Here is a 19,984-nt window from a genome sequence, read left to right as displayed (position 1 = left end):
GATTGGCGGGCGCGATGATCTATTGCAGCAGGATCGCGCGGAAGTCGTTGACGTTCGTGCCGGTCGGGCCGCTCACAAAGAGGTCGTCGATAGCGGCGAAGGCCGACCAGCTGTCGTTGCGCTGAAGGAAGTCGGCCGCATCCCTCTTTCGATCGGCAAGCCGGGCAACGGTGGTGCCATCGGCGAAGGCGCCGGCATTGTCCTCCGAGCCGTCGATGCCGTCCGTGTCGGCGGCGAGCGCTGAGATGCCCTTCTGGCCGGAAATGGCGCAGGCGAAGGACAGGAGGAACTCGCTGTTGCGGCCACCTTTGCCCTTGCCCTTGATCGTTACTGTGGTTTCCCCGCCAGACAGAAGAAGCATGGGGTCTTGCGACGCCATACCTCGCTGCAGGATCTTGGCGACGATCGCCGCATGTTGGCGACCGACCTCCGATGCCTCGCCCTCGATAGCATCGGACAACACGATGGTCTCGACGCCGGCCTTGCGGGCGACATCGGCGGCCGCATCCAGCGCGATGGCCGCCGAAGCAACGAGCTTCACCTCGTTGCGAGCGAAACGAGGGTCGGAGGGTAGGGGCGGCTCATCGCTATTATCTGCGAGATGACGCATCACCGCGTCGGGCAAGTCGAGACCGTAATGTTCTATGATCGCAAGTGCATCTGCGCGGATCGTCTCGTCGGCGATGGTCGGGCCGGAGGCGACCAGGGCTGGGTTGTCGCCTGGGATATCGGAAACGACGAGGGAGATGACCCTTGCCGGATGGGCAAGGGCCGCCAGCCTCCCTCCCTTGATGCGCGAGACCTGCTTGCGAACGGCATTCATGGCGCCGATCGGTGCGCCGGAGGCAAGCAGGGCCCGATTGACGGCGATCTCGTCGGCAAGCGTGAGATCGCCTGCCGGCGCGGGCAACAGTGCCGAGCCGCCTCCGCAGATCAGGGCGACGACCAGATCGTCTTCCGTAAGACCATTTACCGCTGCCATTAACCGATCTGATGCATGCAGACCGCTTTCGTCCGGCACGGGATGCGCGGCCTCGAGAACCTCGATGCGCTCACACGGCACGGCATAGCCATAACGCGTGACGACGACACCGGAGAGCGGTGCGTCCCAAAGACGCTCGAAGGCACGCGCCATCTGCGCCGCCCCCTTGCCGGCACCGACCACCACCGTCCGGCCCTTCGGCTTTTCAGGCAGATGGGGAACCAGTGCCTTATCCGGATCGGCGGCTGCGACCGCCGCATAGAACAGCTTTTCCAGAAAGGCGCGGGGATCGGCGATATCAGGCATCGGATTTCTCACACGTTACGCGACGGGATGGTTCGCCATGCGCTCCAGCGCCTTGACGAGACCGGAATGGTCGAGCCCGCTATCGCCATTGGCGACGCATTGGTTGAAAAGCTCCTGCGTCGCCGCGGTGTTCGGCAGTGAGACGCCGAGCGCCTTGGCACCCTGCAGGGCGAGGTTCAAATCCTTCTGATGCAGCGAGATGCGGAATCCGGGTTCGAAAGTGCGCTTGATCATGCGCTCGCCATGCACTTCGAGGATGCGCGAGGAGGCAAAACCGCCCATCAGGGCCGAGCGCACGCGAGCCGGATCGGCGCCGGCCTTAGAGGCGAAGACAAGCGCCTCGGACACGGCCTCGATCGTCAATGCGACGATGATCTGGTTGGCGACCTTGGTAACCTGGCCATCGCCGCAATCGCCAACGAGGGTGATGTTCTTGCCCATCAGTTGGAAGAGGGGCAGCGCCCGCTCGAAACTGGCTTCGGAACCGCCGGCCATGATGGAAAGCGAGGCGTTCTTGGCGCCGACTTCGCCGCCGGAGACGGGCGCGTCGATATATTCGGCGCCGGTCTCGCGAATCTTTCTGGCGAATTCCTTGGTCTCGATCGGCGAGATCGAGCTCATGTCGATGACGAGCTTTCCCTTGGACAGTCCGTAGGCGACGCCGTTCTCGCCGAAGAGCACGTCCTTCACTTCAGGTGTATCCGGCAGCATCAGGATGATTGTGTCGACGGTTTCGGCAAGCTCCTTCGGCGTTTCGACGAATTGCAGACCGTTGTCGAGCAGCTCCTGGCGCGGCGGAATGGCAAACTTTGATGTGACGACGATGTGGCCGGCATTTTGCAGATGACGCGCCATGGGAGTACCCATGATGCCGAGGCCGATAAATCCGATATGTGCCATGCTGTTTAGCTCCTGATATTGAGAATGGCTGCGCTTTCGGCGTGGCGGCCTGCTGCGGCAAACCAGCCGAGCCCCGCCGCGGTCGTGGTGCGCGGCTTGTATTCGCAGCCGATCCAGCCGTCATAGCCGAGCGCATCAAGCGCTTCGAAGACAAAGGGGTAGGCGATCTCGCCGGTGCCCGGCTCATTGCGACCCGGATTGTCGGCGAGCTGCACATGGGCAATCCGTGCCTGATGCTTCCTAAAGGTGCCGATCAATTCGCCCTCGGTGCGCTGCTGATGATAGAGGTCGTACTGAATGAACAGGTTGTCGCTGCCGACCTCGGCGATGATCGAGGCTGCCTGGTCCGGCGCGTTGAGATAGAAGCCGGGAATGTCGAACCGGTTGATCGGCTCAATCAGTAGCCGGATCCCGTGCTTGCCGAGCTCTTCCGCCGCATATTTGAGGTTGACGATGAAGGTAGTCCGCAGCACCTCATCGGGCACACCGGCTGGTGTAATGCCAGAGAGGCAATTGATCTGGCTGCAGCCGAGCGTCGTCGCGTAGTCGATAGCGGAAGCAACGCCGCGGCGGAACTCGTCGATACGATCGGGCAGGATCGCGATCCCCCGCTCGCCGCCGGCCCAGTTGCCGGCGGGCAGATTGTGCAGCACCTGCGCCAAGCCATGACGATCGAGTTCGGCGCGCAGCGCTTCCTTGGCAAAATCGTAAGGAAAGAGATATTCGACGCCCTCGAAGCCCGCCTTGGCGGCCAGCGCGAAACGATCGAGAAACGGCGCCTCGGTGAAGAGCATGGTGAGATTGGCCGCAAATTTCGGCATTGTGTTCCTCCTTCAGTCCAGAAGCGCGAGGATCGCCGTCGGCGCATCCTCGCCGCGCTCGGCAAGCTCCTCGAATTCGACGACGGCATTGATGTCGGCGCCCATGGCGATGTTGGTGACGCGCTCCAGAATGAATTCGATGACGACGGGAACCTGATGCTCCGCCATCAGCTGCTTTGCTGTCGTGAACGCTTCCTGGAACTCGTTCGGGCTGCGCACACGGATCGCCTTGCAGCCGAGGCCTTCGGCAACGGCGACATGGTCGACGCCATAGCCGGGTTCGGCATTATCAGTGGCATTGATGTTCTCGAAGGCGAGGCTGACCTCGAAATCCATGTTGAAGCCGCGCTGGGCCTGACGGATGAGGCCGAGATAGGAATTGTTTACGACCACATGCAGGTAAGGGAGCTTGTGCTGCGCGCCGACGGCCAGCTCCTCGATGAGGAACTGGAAGTCGTAGTCGCCCGACAGCGCGACGATCGGGCGGTCGGGATCTGCCGCGCGCACGCCAAGTGCTGCCGGCAGCGTCCAGCCGAGCGGGCCGGCCTGGCCGCAATTGATCCAGTTGCGCGGCTTGTACACGTGTAGGAACTGCGCGCCGGCGATCTGGCTAAGCCCGATGGTCGAGACATAGCATGTATCGCGATCGAAAGCCTTGTTCATCTCCTCGTAGACACGCTGTGGCTTCAGCGGCGTCTGGTCGAAATGCGTCTTGCGTAGCATGGTCCGCTTGCGCTTGCGGCACTCCTCGGCCCAGGCCGACCAGTCGCGCAGCTTGCCTTCGGTCTTCCATTCGGTCGCGACGTCGAGGAGGAGCTTCAGGGCGGCACCCGCGTCCGAGACGATGCCGAAATCAGGAGCAAAGACACGGCCGATCTGAGTCGGCTCGATATCGACATGAACGAAGGTTCGCCCTTCCGTATAGGTCGAAACATTTCCTGTATGGCGGTTCGCCCAGCGATTGCCGATGCCGATGACGAAATCGGAGGCAAGCAGCGTCGCATTGCCGTAGCGATGCGAGGTCTGCAGCCCGCACATGCCGGCCATCAGGGGATGATCGTCCGGGATCGTCCCCCAGCCCATCAGCGTCGGGATGACCGGGACGCCTGTGATTTCGGCGAATTCGACGAGCAGGTCGGAAGCATCGGCATTGATGATGCCGCCGCCTGCGACGATCAGCGGCCGCTCGGCCGCGTTCAGCATGGCAAGCGCCTTTTCCGCCTGTGCCCGCGTCGCCGAGGGCTTGTAGGGGGCAAGCGGCGCATAGGTGTCGATATCGAACTCGATCTCGGCGAGCTGGACGTCAACGGGCAGATCGATGAGCACAGGGCCAGGGCGACCCGAGCGCATCGTGTGGAATGCCTTCTGGAAGACGTAAGGAACCAGCGCCGGTTCCATGACGGTCACGGCCCACTTGGTGACGGGGGCTGCGATCTTGGCGATATCGACGGCCTGGAAATCCTCCTTGTCCAGACGGGCGCGCGGCGCCTGGCCGGTAATGCAGAGGATCGGGATGGAATCGGCGGAAGCCGAATAAAGGCCGGTGATCATGTCGGTGCCGGCAGGTCCGGACGTTCCGATGCAGACACCGATATTGCCGGCGCGGGCGCGGGTGTAGCCCTCGGCCATATGGCTTGCGCCCTCGACATGGCGGGCAAGTACATGGCGGGTAGAACCACGTGCCTTCATTGCGGAATAGAAGGGGTTGATCGCAGCGCCGGGAACGCCGAAGGCGCAGTTGACGCCTTCCTTTTCCAGAACCAGCACTGCGGCATCGACTGCGCGCATCTTCGCCATGAGATTTCCTCCGTTTCTGGATCGAAGGTACCGCATGGGTGAACAAGCGCAATCTAAAAATGGAAATTAATCCCATCATATGGAAATAAACATTTTCAACGAATCTGGAACAATCGCGGCGAAGCGGATATGTCATGAAGCCCAAGCGGGTCGCGCCAAATTGTGCGGCATGCGTTTGGTCCAGAGTGAGCGTCATGGCGGAAAATCGGGAAAAGACGAGGGGCAGGCCGGGCCGGAAACCGGCAGGGAACGCGGCGGCTTCATCCGTCCAAGTGCTCGATCGCAGTCTGAAACTCTTGGAGTTGGTGGCGCAAGCCGACGGCGCGGTTTTGACCGATCTCGCTGACCGGTCGGCCATGGCGCCGTCCACCGTCCACCGGCTACTGACGTCTCTTGCTCAGCACGGCATGGTGGCGCATGACGATGAGACCGGCGCCTGGACGATCGGGGTGAAAGCCTTCGAGATCGGAACCGCCTACTTGCGCTTCCGCAAGCTCGGCACGATCAGCCGGCCCTTCCTCAAGCAGTTGATGGAGGCATCCGGCGAGACCGCCAATATCGCCATCGAGGAGGACGGTGACGTCGTCTTCATCTCGCAAGCGGAAAGCCACGCGCCGATGCGCGCCTTCTTCCGCCCCGGCCGCCGCGGGCCGATCCATGCATCGGGCATAGGCAAGGCAATCCTCTCCACCTGGGCGGACAGCGAGATAAAAACTTTGCTCCAGGAGCGTCCGTTGCAGCATTTCACCGACAAAACCCGCGACACTCTGCCTATGCTGCTCGCGGATATGGACGAGATCCGCTCGCGCGGCTGGTCGATCGACGATGAGGAACATACGCTCGGCATGCGATGCGTGGCGGCGCCGATCTTCGATGAATATGGCGAGGCTATCGCCGGAATTTCGATTTCAGGCCCGGCTGTGCGGTTGCCGGATGAAAGGGTTGCTGCGCTCGGCCCTGTCGTGCGGGCCGCAGCGGAAGAATTGACGAAGGCAATGGGTGGACGCTCGAAGTGGACCTGAACATCTTCGCCGCCGTCTCTGCCGAGACGACGGCGTTGCCGGTCCGCCACATTTACTTGGTCAGGCGAGCTGCAGTTGTTCGCGTAGCGTCGTATCTGTCTTCTTACCCTTGGTCTTCATCGCCTTGCCGGCGACATAGACTTCGGCAACGCAACGGTCATCACCCATGGTCTGAAGGATAAAGAGCTCCTCCGCCAATGAGGTTGTCGTGCGCATGCGGAATTCCATGGCTGACTTGGCGCTGGAATCCAGCACGACGATATCGGCGTCCGCGCCCGCCTGCAGCGAGCCGATCCGCTTTTCGAGACCGAGCGCCAGGGCGTTGCCGCGCGTCATGCGATAGAAGGAGTTGAACGGCGTCAGCCGCTGCCCCTGCAGATGCAACACCTTGTAGGCTTCATCCATCGTTTCCAGCATGGAGAAGCTGGTCCCGGCGCCGACATCGGTTGCGACCGACCAGCGCGCGCCAAGCCTGTCGAACTGTGCGGCGTTGAAAAGTCCCGAGCCGAGGAAGAGGTTCGAGGTCGGGCAGAAGACACCCACCGCGCCGGTCTCCGCAAGCACCGCGACTTCCCGTTCGCTCATATGGATACAATGGCCGAGCAGCATGCGGTCGTTGAGCAGACCGTAGCGAGCATAGATATCCGTATAATCCTTGGCCTCGGGGTAGAGAGAGGTGGCAAAGGCGATCTCATCCCGATTTTCCGAGAGATGCGTCTGGACATAGCAGTCCGGATGCTCGGCGACGAGCGCCTTGCTCATTTCCATCTGCTCGGGCGTCGAGGTAATCGCAAAGCGAGGGCTGATGGCATAATGGACGCGTCCGCGGCCGTGCCACTTCGCAATCAGCCGCTTTGTTTCGTCATAGCCGCGCTGCGGCGTATCGCGCAGCGCCTCCGGCGCGTTGCGATCCATCATCACCTTACCGCCGATCATGCACATGCCGCGCGCTTGCGCCGCCGCGAAATAGGCGTCGACGCTTTCCGGATGCACCGAACAATAGGCAACCGCCGTCGTCGTGCCGTTCGACAGGAGTTCGTCCATGAAGCGGTCGGCCACTTCGGCCGCATGGGCGGCGCGGGCAAACTTCTGTTCCTCGACGAAAATATAGGTATTCAGCCATTCGAGCAGCTGCGCGCCATAGGAGGCGATCGCCTGCGTCTGCGGGAAATGCAGGTGCGTGTCGATGAAGCCCGGCAGGATGAGGTTCGGGCGATGGTCCGCGATCCTGATGCCGGCGTCAGCCAGCTTTCTCACGTCGCCATAGGTGCCGATTTCCACGATCTTGCCGTCGCGGACGAAGACGGCGCCGTCCTCGATATAGCGATAGGAGGCGGTGTCATCTATGCCTTGCGGCTCGGCAAGGAAGGTCAGCACGCGACCACGGATTAGGACTTCGTTCATTGGGTCTTCTCCCCATTGATGGCACTTTCATACCAGGAGACGAGCAGGCGGCGCTCCTCGTCGGTTATGTGAGAGGCATTGGCGGGCGGCATGGCGTGGCTGCGGCCAGCCTGCAGGTAGATCTCGCGCGCATGGGCGGCGATATCGCGATCGGTCTCGAACATCACCCCCTTCGGCGGAGCCACGATGCCCTCCCAGCTCGGCTCCTTCGCATGGCACATGGAGCAGCGACCCATCACGGTATCGCGGACCTTTGGGAAATCCTGCGCCGTGATGAAGGGCTGCTGGATGGCGGAGATCTTCGTTGTGGGTTCGCCGGTCAGCATTTTCGGTACCGTGGAGAGCCACATGATGATGATGAACAGGATGACGGTGATCAGCCAGGTCCAAGTCGGGTTGCCGGCATTGGCGTGCCGGGTATTGAACCAGTGGCGGATGGTGACGCCCATCAGGAAGACGAGTGAGGCGATGATCCAGTTGAACTGCGTGCCGAAAGCCAGCGGATAGTGGTTCGACAGCATCAGGAACAGCACCGGCAGCGTCAGGTAGTTGTTGTGCGTCGACCGCTGCTTGGCGATCCTGCCGTATTTCGCATCTGGCGTACGGCCGGCAAGCAGGTCGGCAACCACGATCTTCTGGTTCGGGATGATGATGAAGAAGACATTGGCCGACATGATCGTCGCCGTGAAGGCGCCGAGATGCAGGAAGGCGGCGCGGCCGGTAAAGAGATGGGTATAGCCCCAAGCCACCGCTACCAGAATGAAATAGAGCGCCACCATCAGCCGGGTATTATCGTTGCCGAAGGGCGACTTGCAGATCAGGTCGTACAGGAGCCATCCACCGGCGATCGAGCAGAGCGAAATGGCGATCGCCACCGGCTTGGAGACGTCAAGCACGGCCGGGTCGATCATGTAGAGATCGGCGCCGGCATAATAGACGAGACAGAGCATGCCGAAGCCCGACAGCCAGGTGACGTAGCTTTCCCATTTGAACCAGACGAGGTGGTCCGGCATGTTGGCCGGCGCCACCAGATACTTCTGGATATGGTAAAAGCCGCCGCCATGCACCTGCCACTCCTCGCCATAGGCGCCAGGCGGCAGGGCCGGATGTTTCTTGAGGCCGAGGTCGAGTGCCACGAAATAGAATGACGAGCCAATCCAGGCGATGGCGGTGATGACGTGCAGCCAGCGGACGGCGAATGTCAGCCAGTCCCAGGCGATGGCATATTCATACATGGGAACTCCTCCCGGCCTTCATGGGCCTGATCTTCACGGGACTGTTTGCCATCGGGTGATTTTCTCGAAAATCCCGGTGAATCCACCAACACTTTCAAAAAAATCTATAAGATGAACCCTGGTTTGTTCCGCGCGCCAATGTGGTAGAAGGAGCCATGTCCTATCTTGATAATGTCCGCGTCTTCGTTCGTGTGGTCGAACTCGGTACTCTCTCGGCAGCAGGCCGCGACCAGCGCGTCACGCCTGCGGTGGCGAGCAACCGCATCAAGGAGCTCGAGCGTCATCTTGGCGTGCGCCTCTTCAACCGCACCACGCGTAAGCTCTCGCCGACCGAACATGGCCGCGTTTTCTACGAAAAAGCGGTGAAGATCATCGAGGCGGTCAATGAGGCGGAAGCGGCGATCGCCGATCTTTCGCGAAATCCGAAGGGATCGCTGAGGATCACCGCGCCGCTCGGCATCGGCCGAAGGCTGATCGCCTCGGGCATTCCGGAGTTTCATGACAAATATCCGGATATCGAAGTACGCTTGCGCCTGTCGGACCACAATGTCGACATCCTCGCCGAAGGCGTCGACGTCGCCTTCAAGCTTGGCGTGCTGGAGGATTCGAACCTGCGCATGCGCGGTATCCTCAATTGCGAGCGGGTGCTTTGCGCATCACCTGCCTACCTTGCAAGTCGTGGCGTGCCGGCGAGCGCGGATGCGTTGATCGCCGACAAGCATGACTGCCTCTTGCTGCGCTATCCGGGATCGAAGGAGTATTACTGGACGCTGATGACGGCGGAAGGTACCCGCAAGTTCGAGGTCGCAGGCCCTTATGACAGCGATGATGGCGATGTGCTGACCCAATGGGCACTGGAAGACCGCGGCATCATCAACAAACCGCTGTTCGAGGTTAAAGCCTATCTGAGGGAAGGGCGATTGGTGGAGATCCTGAAGGAAAGTCCGCCAGCTCCGGTCCAGCTCGCCGCCATCTATCCGCACAAGCGTTTCCAGGATCCGAAGGTCCGCCTGATGATCGATTTCATGGCGGAGCGCTGTCAGCGGCTCATCGGCAAGCTGCTCGAGGACGAGCCAGTGGCCGCAGCCTCGTGAATCGAACGCGACAGATTGATCTCCACTTGGCTCAATTCAGTGAAATCACATATGACTATCGGTGGTCATATGGAGAGGCGGCATGAAGGAAATCCAGCTCAAGGATGCGAAGGCGAGGCTTTCGGCCGTGGTCGATCAAGCGGTGGCCGGTGAGCCGACCGTTATTACCCGCCATGGCCGGAAGGAAGCGGTGCTGGTTTCCTTCGAGGAATGGCAAAGGGTCTCCAAAGTACCTGATTTCCCCGATCTGCTTCTCGCCTTTCCCGGCGAGCCCGCCGATATTCCAGAGCGATCGCGAAAGCCCGCGCGTTCATTGCGTGAAAATGGCTTCTGATCTTGTATCTTCTGGATACCAATATCGTATCGGCCGATGCGCCGATCAAGCGCCAAGTCGGCGCTGAGGCATTCGCGGCCTGGCTGCGTGCCAATAGTGACCGGCTTTATCTTTCGGCCATCACCATCGCCGAGATCGAGGCAGGCATCGCCCGCATGGTTAGGATTGGGGCGACGACGAAAGCGGAGCACCTGCGCCGCTGGCTCGCCGCGGTGGAACATTTCTATGCCGGCCGTATCCTGCCCTTCGGAGTTGAGGAGGCGCAGCATGCTGGCCTGATGCTTGACCGGGCGCGCGCTCACGACCCCGGCTTCGAGGACATTGCCATCGCCGCCATCGCCGCTGCATGCCGCCTCACGGTTTTGACGGCCAATGAGCGGCATTTCGCGCCGCTCGGCGTGCCGGTCGCCAATCCCTTCAAGCAGTTGCCCGTTATCCGATAACAGGTTTTGTCGCGGCTAGCTGTGCCGCGGCCGTCCAAGTCAGCGCCGCTGTCATGATCTCGGCGGCGGCAAGCGTGGCGATGACCGTGGGACGCTTGTCTTTCACGGCCGTTCCGCCGATTGGGCAGACGAGGCGATCGAAAAGCTCAGCGTGCCCGCTTTCGCGCGACAGCCAGTTGCGGAAAGTGGCGCGCTTCGTCTTGGAGCCGATCATGCCGACATAGGCTGCATCGTTACGTTTGAGCGCCTCGGCGGCAATCAGGAAATCGAGCGCGTGATCATGGGTGAGAATGACGAAGCTGCTGCCGGCCGGCGCATCGCGCACGACAGCCTCAGGCATGGCCGTGAGACAGGTTTCAATGCCTGGCACGGAGCTGGCGACAAGCTCTTCCTCTCGCGTATCGACAAGTACCACGCGTAATGGCGCGAGCGAAAGCGCCATGGCAAGCGCATCGCCGACATGACCGGCGCCGAAAACATAGACATGTGGGCGTGTGGCCATCTCGCGGTCGCTCCGAGCTATGAGATCATTCGCAAGCGCTGGGCTGAGGGCGGTGAAGGCGAGGCCCACCCGACCGCCGCAGCATTGGCCGATCTCCGGGCCGAGCGGTACGTTCATCGGCTCCGCCGCAAGGCCGGAGCGCAATGCCCGTCGCGCCTGGTCGATCGCCATATATTCCAGTGTTCCGCCGCCGATCGTCGCAAAGATTGCCCGCTCCGATACCAGCATCCAGGCATCCGCATCGCGCGGTGCGGAGCCTGCGACCCCCGTCACCTCGACGAGAATCGATGCCGGTTCGCGGCGGAGAAAATCCCGGATGTCTTCACGGGCGGCAGGCATGATCTTACTCCTTCTTCGCCGCCTTGAGACGCTCGATCGCCATCAGTACCCGTTCGGGTGTCGCCGGCGCGTCGAGACGCGGGCAGATCTTGTGGTCGGCGACGCTCGCCACGGCATCCGAAAGGGCATGCAAGACGGAGAGGCCGAGCGGCAGCGGCGGCTCGCCAACCGCCTTGGACCGATGGATCGTCGGCTCATGGGCCTCCGACCAATCGGTTAGGGCCACATTGAAAATCTTTGGCCGGTCGGATGCAAGCGGGATCTTGTAAGTCGAGGGCGCGTGCGTTCGAAGCCGCCCCTTGCCGTCCCACCAGAGCTCTTCCGTCGTCAGCCAGCCCATGCCCTGGATGAAGCCGCCTTCGACCTGGCCGATATCGATGGCTTTATTCAGTGAGCGGCCGGTATCGTGCAGGATATCGGTGCGTTCAACGACATATTCCCCCGTCAGCGTATCGATCGATACTTCCGAGCACGCCGCGCCATAGGCATAGTAGTAGAAGGCATGGCCGCGGCCCGCCTTGCGCTCCCAATGGATTTTCGGCGTCTTGTAGAAGCCGGCGGCCGAAAGCTGGACGCGGGCCATGTAGGCCTTCTTGACGAGATCGTCGAACGGCATTTCGATGTCGCCGATGCGCACCCGGTTGGGCAGGAAGAGAACCTGGTCAGGCGATACCTGATGGCTTTCCGCGGCAAAGGCGATCAGTCGCTCCTTGATCTGGCGTGCGGCGTTCTGGGCCGCCATGCCGTTGAGATCGGCACCCGAGGAGGCCGCGGTCGGTGAGGTGTTCGGCACCTTGGCCGTGGTCGTCGCGGTGATCTTCACCCGGTCGAGATCGATCTGGAATTCTTCCGCCACGACCTGCGCCACCTTCAGGTGCAAGCCTTGTCCCATCTCGGTGCCGCCATGGTTCATGTGCACGGAGCCATCGCTATAGACATGCACCAGCGCGCCGGCCTGGTTCGACTCCGTCTTGGTGAAGGAGATGCCGAATTTCACTGGAGTCAGCGCGATGCCGCGCTTGACGATGCGGCTCTTGGCATTGAACTCGGCGATCGCCTTGCGGCGTCCGGCATAGTCAGCGCTTTCCTCCAGTTCGGCGACGATGCGCTGAATGATGCAGTCCTCGACCTTCTGGTGGTAGGGGGTAAGGTTGCGCTCACCATCGACGCCCATCGCGTCATAGAAATTCAGTTTGCGAATTTCGAGCGGGTCCTTGCCGACGGCGAAGGCCACCTCGTCGATGACCCGTTCGGCGCCGACCATTCCCTGCGGACCGCCGAAGCCGCGAAAGGCCGTGTTGGAGACGGTATTGGTATAGAGCGGCGCCGATTTCGCATGAACATGCGGAAAGAAATAGGCATTGTCGCAGTGAAACAGCGCACGGTCGCCGACCGGACCGGACAGATCGGCGGAGAAGCCGGCGCGAAGCGCGAAGGTATAGTCGACGGCAAGGATGCGGCCCTCGTCGTCAAAGCCCACTTCGTAGTCGATGGCGAAATCATGCCGCTTGCCGGTCGCGATCATGTCTTCGTCGCGGTCGAGCCGGATCTTGACGGCGCGCTTCAGCTTCTTGGCGGCGATGGCAGCGATCGCGGCGCATTGGTTCGCCTGGGTTTCCTTGCCGCCGAAGCCGCCACCCATGCGCCGAACCTCGATCGTAACAGCATTGCTCGGCACGCCAAGCGCATGGGCGACCATGTGCTGCGTCTCGCTCGGGCCTTGGGTGGAGCAATAGACAACCACCTCGTCGTCCTCACCGGGAACAGCGAGCGAGACTTGGCCTTCGAGATAGAAATGATCCTGGCCGCCGAGCCGCATTCGGCCTTTCACGCGCCGCGGAGCATTCGCAAGAGCGTCCGCCGGATCGCCACGCTTCAGCGTTAGCGGCGTGACGACCTGCTTATGAGAGGAAACATCCAGATCCCAAATGTCGATATCAGCAGGCAATTCCTCGTACTCGATCTTTGCCAGCCTTGCCGCGCGGCGCGCCTGCTCGCGCGTTTCGGCGATCACGCAAAAGATCGGCTGGCCATGAAACTCGACCTTGCCGGCGGCAAGCACGGGGTCATCATGCATATAGGAGGGCGAGATATCGTTGACGCCGGGCACATCCTCATGGGTGAGGACGGCAACGACGCCGGGGGCGGCCCGCACGGCTGAGAGATCGACGGATTTCAGGATGCCGTGCGCCACGGTGGACAGGCCGAGGCCGGCGTGAAGCGTGCCCGTGGGTTCGGTGATGTCGTCGATATAGACGGCGGCACCAGAGACATGCTTGTGGGCGGAATCATGGCGCGGGCTGGAATGGACGCCGCCAATGATGGTTTCGGGTTTGAGATCGGGAGTGTGCTTGTTCATGTCTTACGCGGCCTCGTATCTCGATACCTGCGCCGGCGCCGCGATGGACGTCGTTTCCAGGTAGAAGCGCAGCAGCAGGTTTCTGGCAGCCAACGCGCGATATTCCGCCGTGGCGCGCATGTCGGTCAGTGGCGCGTAATCCTCGGCATATTTCTCCATTGCCGTCTCCACGGTCCTCTCGCTCCAGGGCTGGCCGAGCAGCGCCCTTTCGACGGCGAAGGCCCGTTTCGGCGTCGCGGCCATGCCGCCATAGGCGATCCGGATTTCGGCAACCGTGCCATCTTCGCCAAGTACCAGCCGGAAGGCGCCGAGCGTGGCGGTAATGTCCTCGTCCCGGCGCTTCGTCACCTTGTAGATGGCGAATTTCGCCGCGGCTGCAGGAACCGGAATATGGATGGCTTCGACGAATTCGCCAGGCTGGCGGTCCTGTTTGCCATAGGCGATGAAGAAGTCTTCAAGCGCAATGGTGCGCCGAACGATGCCCTTGCGCAAGGTCAGCGACGCGTTGAGCGCAATCAACGCCGGTGGCGTATCGCCGATGGGCGAGCCGTTAGCGATGTTGCCGCCGATCGTGCCCATGTTGCGCACCTGCTGGCCGCCAATGCGGGTAATCAACGGCCCAAGCGCCGGGACATGCTGCGAAAGCGTCGCGAACGCCTCCGAATAGGTGACGCCGGCGCCGATGCTGATCACGCCGTCTTTCACCACGATCGATTTCAACTCCTGCAGCCCGGCAATGAAGATGACCGGCGTGACGTCGCGCATGTGCTTGGTGACCCAGAGGCCGACATCGGTCGAGCCGGCCACCACGGTCGCCGTCGGCGAGGCCTCCAGAACCGAGGCGAAATCATCAAGGTTCGCCGGCACGATCAGCCGATTTCGACCCTCGCCGATTTCGACGCGGGCGCCATCGCGAAGGGCCTGCAGGCGCGCGATCATGGTTTCGCGTTCGATCAGCAGCGGGTCGTCTTGCGTACCGCCATATTGGGAGATGGAGCGGGCGGCGCGCAAGATCGGTTCATAGCCGGTGCAGCGACAGAGATTGCCCTGGAGCGCTGTTTCCATCTGTTGATCCGTGGGATTCGGCGTCTGCATCCAAAGTCCGTAGAGCGACATGACGAAACCAGGCGTGCAGAAGCCGCATTGCGAACCGTGAAAGTCGACCATCGCTTGCTGCACCGGATGCAGGTGTTCGTCGCTCGGGGCGAGATGCTCGACGGTGACCACATGACAGCCATCCAGCGAACCGAGGAAGCGGATGCAGGCGTTGACGCTCTCATAGACGAGGCCACCCGCGGGCGTCAGCCGACCCACAAGCACCGTGCAGGCGCCGCAGTCGCCTTCGGCGCAGCCTTCCTTGGTGCCCTTCAGCGAACGGGAAAGGCGCAGCCAGTCGAGCAGCGTCTGGTCCGGCGCCACGTCGGTAAGAATGATGTCCCAGCCGTTGAGAATGAAACGAAGTTCGGAGCGGATTTTCGTCGATGTCATTTTCAGCTCCCGCGGTAGGTGGAGTAGCTGTAAGGCGAGAGGAGCAGCGGCACATGGTAGTGCGCTTGTTCATCAGCGAGACCGAAGCGGATCGGAATGATGTCTAGAAACATCGGGCTCGCCGATGTGCGGCCAAGATAGTCACCGGCATGGAAGCGCAGCTCGTAGGTGCCGGCCTGCATGGTTTCGCCTGATAGCAGCGGCGCATCGCAGCGACCGTCGTCGTTGGTTTCGGTGGACGTCAGGAGGTGCAGTGCATCGCCCTCGATCCGGTAGAGTTCGATGCGCAAGCCTTCAGCAGGTTTGCCGAGCGCCGTATCCAGGACGTGGGTCGTGAGCCGTCCGGCTCCTGGCGAATGAGACTGCATATTCTTCTCCCGAACGTAGCGCTCCTTTCTCTACTATCCGCCAGGCTCATTCCCATGAAAAGCAGCTGTAACGTTCGAGACTTTCAAAATTTCCAAGGGGAATGGCACGCGTGATTTGCGGTTAGACATTGGATGTCGAAACGTTTGGAGGAGCGTTTCATACGATGTCGCGGCGGGATGGATGAATACGGCTTGCGCGCTTCGCATGCGCTGAGGCCGGGAAATACGTGCCGGTATCGCGATATGCATTTCATGAAAATGCAGATTTCCGTATTGCATGGCGGACGTGATGAGCACGCCGATGTTCGGCCGACCCTGATGGGTATCGGGTAGAGGCGCTTGCGGCAGGGGGAATCCGATGCCGCGGTCTTCGTGATCAGCGTCGGTAGTGATTGACCATGGAAATAGCCGCGGCATGGCGGCCGCCGGGTTGCCAGCCGCGCTCCGGTCGATTTCCGCTGTCCGCACAGCGGGTCAGGTATCAAACCCAAGCGAACATATCGTCGATCGAGGAAGAGATGACTTCGGAGAATGGAAACGGGAGACCCATGAATGAAAGTGATCGAAATTCAGCCGCTGACGAGAGCCGCATTCGCGCCCTTTGGCGATGTCATCGAAATGGAGGGGGCACAAAGTTTCCCCATCAACGCCGGGAAATGCGTTCGTTATCATGATCTCGCAAAGGTCGAAGCGATTGGTGAGGAGGCACGCACGATGATCAGCTGGCTGCGCGGCGAACCCTATGCGCTGCCGCTGGAACTGAAGATGGTCGAGCGGCACCCTCTCGGCAGCCAGGCCTTCGTGCCGCTGACCGGCAATCCGTTCCTCGTCGTTGCGGCGCCGGAGACGGACAATGGTCCGGGCGAGCCCATGGCTTTCCGAACCAGGCCCGGACAAGGCGTCAATATCCGGCGCAACGTCTGGCACGGCATCCTGACGCCCCTCGACGGCATCTCGGATTTCATCGTTGTGGATCGCGGTGGCAAAGGCGTCAATCTTGAGGAGCATTTCTATGACGAGGCGTTCCTGATCCGCTGATCGGATCTCGATCGGTGCAGACAAATAAGGGGCGCTGCGGTTGCAGCGCCCCTTATTTGTCAAAGTGGTTCCCGTTCCTCGCAATCTGCGGAACGCCAAAAGGCCGGGTCATTCCAGCGAACGACCCGGCCTTGAAATCATTCCGCCGTCAATCCGCGAAGAAGGCGAAGCGTACGACGAACAGGGCCGCGACGATCTGTGTTGCCGGATGCAGCATCGACCAGCGGCCGGTGAAGACTTTCACGGCCACATAGGTGATGAAGCCAAAAGCAAGACCATTGGCGATCGAGTAGGTGAAGGGCATAGCAAGCGCGGTGATTGCCGCCGGTGCCGCCTCGGTCAGGTCATCCCATTCTATTTCGGTCAGCTCGCGCATCATCAGGCCCGCGACATAGAGCAGCGCCGGAGCCGTCGCATAGGCTGGCACGGAAGCCGCGAGCGGCGAGAAGAAGAGGGCGGCGATGAAGAGGGCGGCGATGGTGATCGCGGTCAGACCCGTGCGACCACCGGCCTGGACGCCCGACGCGCTTTCGACGAAGGCCGTCGTGCTGCTCGTGCCCATCAGTGAGCCGGCGACGATGGCCGCGCTATCGGCAAGCAGAGCCCGGCTCAGCCTGTTCGGCTTTCCTTCCTGGATCAGGTTCGCCCGCTTGGCGATGCCGATCAGCGTCCCGGTGGCGTCGAAAACCTCGACAAGCACGAAGACGAGGATGATATGGACCAGGCCGCCATGGAGAGCGCCGACGATGTCGAGCTGCAAAAAGGTCGGCATGATCGACGGCGGCGCCGAAACAATGCCGTGGAACTCGCTGACGCCGAAGATCCAGGAGAGAATGGTGACGGCGAGAATACCGATGAGGATCGAACCTCTTATTTTCAGCGCATCGAGAACGGCGATGACGAAGAAGCCGAAGATCGCGAGAAGGGGGCCGGTCTGTTTGAGGTCGCCGAGGCCAATGAGGGTCGCCTTGTTGGCGACGACGATGCCGGCGCTCTTGAGCGCGATGATCGCCAGGAAGAGACCGATACCCGCGGCAATCGCGCTTCTGAGCGAATGCGGGATGCCGGCAATCAGCCAGCTGCGCACGCCGGTTACCGTCAACAGGACGAAAATACAGCCCGAAATGAAGACCGCGCCGAGCGCCTGCTGCCAGGTAAAGCCGAGAGCCGAAACCACGGTGAAGGCGAAGAAGGCATTGAGCCCCATGCCCGGTGCCATGCCGATCGGCCAATTGGCGACGAGGCCCATGACGATCGAACCCAGCGCGGCTGCGAGACAGGTGGCGACAAAGACCGCGTTGCGATCCATGCCGGTCGTCGACAGAATGTCGGGATTGACGAAGATGATATAGGACATCGTCAGGAACGTCGTCACGCCGGCGATGAGTTCGGTGCGCGCGGACGTGCCGTGCTCACTCAATTTGAAAAGTCGTTCAAGCATTGTTCCTCCCTAAGCGTTCCCGACGCTCGTCAAATCATGGGGCTTGTCCCGCATCTCCTCCAGATGCTGGCGCGAGAAGCGGTTTTCGACGCTTCGTGGCGAGGGGAGATTGTGCGCTTTAAATGGCTTTGCGCGCTAGAGCCGGATTTCCCTGCAATTGGCGAAAGACATTCTAATTTTTCAAGCTATTTCGGCGCGAATTTCTTCTGGGTTGGGCACCGTAACGGAGTGGTCGAACCCACCTCTTCGTCCTGCACAATCGCTCGATGTAGTTGGGCAGAAAGATATGCACGATATTTACAGTGGCAAGGTGACAAAGCCAAACTATTTCCATCAGATGGCGAAACCGCGAAGGTTACACGGACGGCGGCCATGGAGGAGTGCGGTGAGCCTCCATATCTAAAATGGAGGTCGACCGAAGGTTTGAATTCCAATCGGAACGAAGCGCCTGATCATGATTGTCCGGCGCGATATTGATCGGCAATGTTCCTGCAGGCGCGGATGGTCAGGGCCATCACGGTCAGCGTGGTGCCGGCAATGCCGCTGCCCGGAAAGGCGGAAGCATCCGTCACGAGCAGGTTAGGGACATCCCAGCTCTGGTTATGGGGATTGAGGACGGAGTCCTTGTTCGATGTTCCCATGCGCGCGCCGCCGGTTTCATGGATGGCGGCGCCCATGCACATGGTCTTGCGGAACCATCTGCGGAACATGAAGCGGCTGAACGGATCGGCCTCGGGAAAGGCTCCACGGCCCATCTCCCTAAGACCGGTGGGCGAGCCGATGAATTCCAGTTCGCCGCCGACGTCACGCACCATGTCGATCAATACCTCTTGCTGCCGGCGCAGCAGGGCATGTTCCTCTTCGCCCATGACGCATCGGATATGGGGCACCGGAATCCCCCAGGCATCCTTGCGCGCTACATCGAGCGTGATGCGATTGTCGGCATAGGGCAGCATGCGGCCGAAGCCGAAGAAGGCCAGCCGCGAAGGCTCGTCATCCGGTGTCGGCGCGCGACCGATACTTCCCTGATAGTCGAAATCGCCGCGGCCTGTGTCGCCCTCTCCAAAGCGCGGTACGAAAATGCCGCCGGATGGATTGTAGAAGGGATCGACAGGCGCGGAATCATCGGCCGTCCAACCCTTCGCCTTGGAGAAGGAGCCGAAGGCAAGGCATGGAAGCTGATCCATGAAATAGCGCCCGAGCGCACCCGAGCTGTTGGCGAGCCCATGGGGGTGGCGAGCCGTGGCCGAATTGAGAAGCAGCCGGACGCTTTCAATCGGCGATGCGGAGAGCACGACGAGGGCAGCGCGCGCGGCCTCGACCTTGCCGGTCGCGCGGTCGATGAACTCGGCACCCGTCGCCCGGCCGCCGGCATCGTCGGTGGTGATACGCCGCACGATGGCGTCATGGCGGATGGTCAGCCGTCCTGTCGCCAACGCCTCGCGCAGCGGCTTCGGCGTCCGTTCGGCATCGGGCGCGATATAGCGCCAGGAAACGACATGCCGCTTCGGCCAGCGTCCTTCGACTTCCGTCTTGAAGATTTCTTCGGCCGGGGTCAGTTTCGCCGGATGGGCGTAGACGCCGTCGGGCAATGTCTCCACGCCATCCTCGTTGCCATAGAGACCAAGGCTTCCTTCGACCTCGGCATAATAGGGCGCGAGCTCGTCGTAGGAAACCGGCCAGTCGACGCCCTTGCCCGTCTTCGAGCGGATCTTGAAATCATCATCCGTCCAGCGCAGCAGCACCCGGCCGAAGCTGTGCAGACGGCCGCCGCCCTGGCGGCCGCGTATCCACAGGAATGGCGCATCCTTGGGGGTCGTATAAGGGTTCTTGCGATCGTTGACGAAGAAATGGCTGAAGCGCTCGGTAAAGAAGGCGGCGCGCGCCTGGATCGGCTGGCCCTTCAGCGTGGCGCGGGCGCGCTCCCAGATATTGATGCTGCTGGCCGGCGCCTTCTTGCGGTTCGGATCGAAATCCTTCTGGGTCACCGCCGGGCCGGCCTCGAGCAGCAGCACCGACAGCCCTTGGGCAGTCAATTCCTTGGCGGCGAAGGAGCCGGCGGCGCCGGAGCCGATCACCAGCGCGTCATAGACAGTCTGAGACATGGATAA

The 19,984-nt window shown here is 61.5% G+C and carries 17 protein-coding genes; 5 read left to right on the top strand and 12 right to left on the bottom strand.

Annotated features, from left to right (window positions below; genetic code table 11):
* Positions 1–19: 19 nt before the first annotated feature.
* From FBZ97_RS18725 to gcl, 4 genes are read right to left on the bottom strand one after another with little or no spacing between them, the layout of a single operon-like run.
* A complete protein-coding gene (locus FBZ97_RS18725) occupies positions 20–1,288 on the bottom strand; it encodes a glycerate kinase (protein ID WP_113353396.1) in 1,269 nt (422 codons plus the stop codon).
* 15 nt (positions 1,289–1,303) lie between these two features.
* Positions 1,304–2,188: a 2-hydroxy-3-oxopropionate reductase gene (gene glxR, locus FBZ97_RS18720; protein WP_145321263.1), complete on the bottom strand. Its 885-nt coding sequence runs from the start codon at positions 2,186–2,188 to the stop codon at positions 1,304–1,306.
* A 5-nt stretch (positions 2,189–2,193) separates the two neighbouring features.
* Entirely contained in the window at positions 2,194–3,009 is an 816-nt protein-coding gene (gene hyi / locus FBZ97_RS18715; RefSeq protein ID WP_113420687.1) for a hydroxypyruvate isomerase, read from the bottom strand.
* 12 nt (positions 3,010–3,021) lie between these two features.
* Complete coding sequence (gcl, locus tag FBZ97_RS18710) at positions 3,022–4,806, bottom strand: glyoxylate carboligase (protein ID WP_145321265.1); 1,785 nt, start codon at positions 4,804–4,806, stop codon at positions 3,022–3,024.
* 194 nt (positions 4,807–5,000) lie between these two features.
* On the opposite strand from gcl, the gene bhcR reads away from it, so the two are divergent.
* On the top strand, positions 5,001–5,828 hold the full coding sequence (gene bhcR, locus FBZ97_RS18705; protein ID WP_145321267.1) for an HTH-type transcriptional regulator BhcR: 828 nt from the start codon (positions 5,001–5,003) through the stop codon (positions 5,826–5,828).
* 60 nt (positions 5,829–5,888) lie between these two features.
* Here bhcR and guaD read toward each other — a convergent pair whose 3' ends face one another.
* Together guaD and FBZ97_RS18695 are read right to left on the bottom strand one after the other, a co-directional pair.
* The gene (gene guaD / locus FBZ97_RS18700; protein WP_145321269.1) at positions 5,889–7,232 is read right to left on the bottom strand and encodes a guanine deaminase; all 1,344 of its coding nucleotides are present in this window, start codon (positions 7,230–7,232) and stop codon (positions 5,889–5,891) included.
* Positions 7,229–8,467, bottom strand: coding sequence for a urate hydroxylase PuuD (locus tag FBZ97_RS18695; protein ID WP_113353391.1), 1,239 nt, complete (start codon positions 8,465–8,467; stop codon positions 7,229–7,231). The genes guaD and FBZ97_RS18695 overlap by 4 nt, the downstream gene beginning before the upstream one ends.
* A gap of 155 nt (positions 8,468–8,622) precedes the next feature.
* Between FBZ97_RS18695 and FBZ97_RS18690 the strand changes: the two genes are divergently transcribed.
* The 3 genes from FBZ97_RS18690 to FBZ97_RS18680 all read left to right on the top strand — a co-directional run bounded on the left by FBZ97_RS18690 (position 8,623) and on the right by FBZ97_RS18680 (position 10,338).
* Positions 8,623–9,561 carry a LysR family transcriptional regulator gene (locus FBZ97_RS18690; protein WP_113353390.1) on the top strand — a complete coding sequence of 313 codons (939 nt, stop codon included), beginning with the start codon at positions 8,623–8,625 and terminating at the stop codon, positions 9,559–9,561.
* Between the two features lie 82 nt (positions 9,562–9,643).
* Positions 9,644–9,895, top strand: coding sequence for a type II toxin-antitoxin system Phd/YefM family antitoxin (locus tag FBZ97_RS18685; RefSeq protein WP_113353389.1), 252 nt, complete (start codon positions 9,644–9,646; stop codon positions 9,893–9,895).
* Positions 9,896–9,897: 2 nt separating this feature from the next.
* Positions 9,898–10,338, top strand: a complete 441-nt coding sequence (locus FBZ97_RS18680) for a PIN domain-containing protein (protein WP_145321271.1) — start codon at positions 9,898–9,900, stop codon at positions 10,336–10,338.
* Here the strand turns inward: FBZ97_RS18680 and xdhC are convergent.
* Genes xdhC through uraH form a run of 4 tightly spaced genes read right to left on the bottom strand, consistent with a single transcriptional unit; the run spans position 10,328 to position 15,394 of the window.
* Complete coding sequence (gene xdhC, locus FBZ97_RS18675; RefSeq protein WP_145321274.1) at positions 10,328–11,179, bottom strand: xanthine dehydrogenase accessory protein XdhC; 852 nt, start codon at positions 11,177–11,179, stop codon at positions 10,328–10,330. The genes FBZ97_RS18680 and xdhC overlap by 11 nt on opposite strands.
* A gap of 4 nt (positions 11,180–11,183) precedes the next feature.
* A complete protein-coding gene (gene xdhB, locus FBZ97_RS18670) occupies positions 11,184–13,538 on the bottom strand; it encodes a xanthine dehydrogenase molybdopterin binding subunit (RefSeq protein WP_145321276.1) in 2,355 nt (784 codons plus the stop codon).
* Positions 13,539–13,541: 3 nt separating this feature from the next.
* Entirely contained in the window at positions 13,542–15,026 is a 1,485-nt protein-coding gene (gene xdhA, locus FBZ97_RS18665) for a xanthine dehydrogenase small subunit (RefSeq protein WP_145321278.1), read from the bottom strand.
* A gap of 2 nt (positions 15,027–15,028) precedes the next feature.
* Positions 15,029–15,394: a hydroxyisourate hydrolase gene (gene uraH / locus FBZ97_RS18660; protein WP_113331751.1), complete on the bottom strand. Its 366-nt coding sequence runs from the start codon at positions 15,392–15,394 to the stop codon at positions 15,029–15,031.
* A gap of 552 nt (positions 15,395–15,946) precedes the next feature.
* On the opposite strand from uraH, the gene FBZ97_RS18655 reads away from it, so the two are divergent.
* Positions 15,947–16,432: an ureidoglycolate lyase gene (locus FBZ97_RS18655; RefSeq protein ID WP_113420693.1), complete on the top strand. Its 486-nt coding sequence runs from the start codon at positions 15,947–15,949 to the stop codon at positions 16,430–16,432.
* A 148-nt stretch (positions 16,433–16,580) separates the two neighbouring features.
* Here the strand turns inward: FBZ97_RS18655 and FBZ97_RS18650 are convergent, their stop codons facing one another.
* Positions 16,581–17,873, bottom strand: a complete 1,293-nt coding sequence (locus FBZ97_RS18650) for an NCS2 family permease (RefSeq protein WP_069614091.1) — start codon at positions 17,871–17,873, stop codon at positions 16,581–16,583.
* A 452-nt stretch (positions 17,874–18,325) separates the two neighbouring features.
* Positions 18,326–19,978 carry a GMC family oxidoreductase gene (locus tag FBZ97_RS18645; protein ID WP_145321280.1) on the bottom strand — a complete coding sequence of 551 codons (1,653 nt, stop codon included), beginning with the start codon at positions 19,976–19,978 and terminating at the stop codon, positions 18,326–18,328.
* Positions 19,979–19,984: the final 6 nt, after the last annotated feature.

The sequence above is a fragment of the Rhizobium sp. ERR 942 genome, assembly GCF_007828395.1.
GTDB classification, from domain to species: domain Bacteria; phylum Pseudomonadota; class Alphaproteobacteria; order Rhizobiales; family Rhizobiaceae; genus Rhizobium; species Rhizobium dioscoreae.
This window is presented reverse-complemented; position numbering and strand designations above follow the sequence as displayed.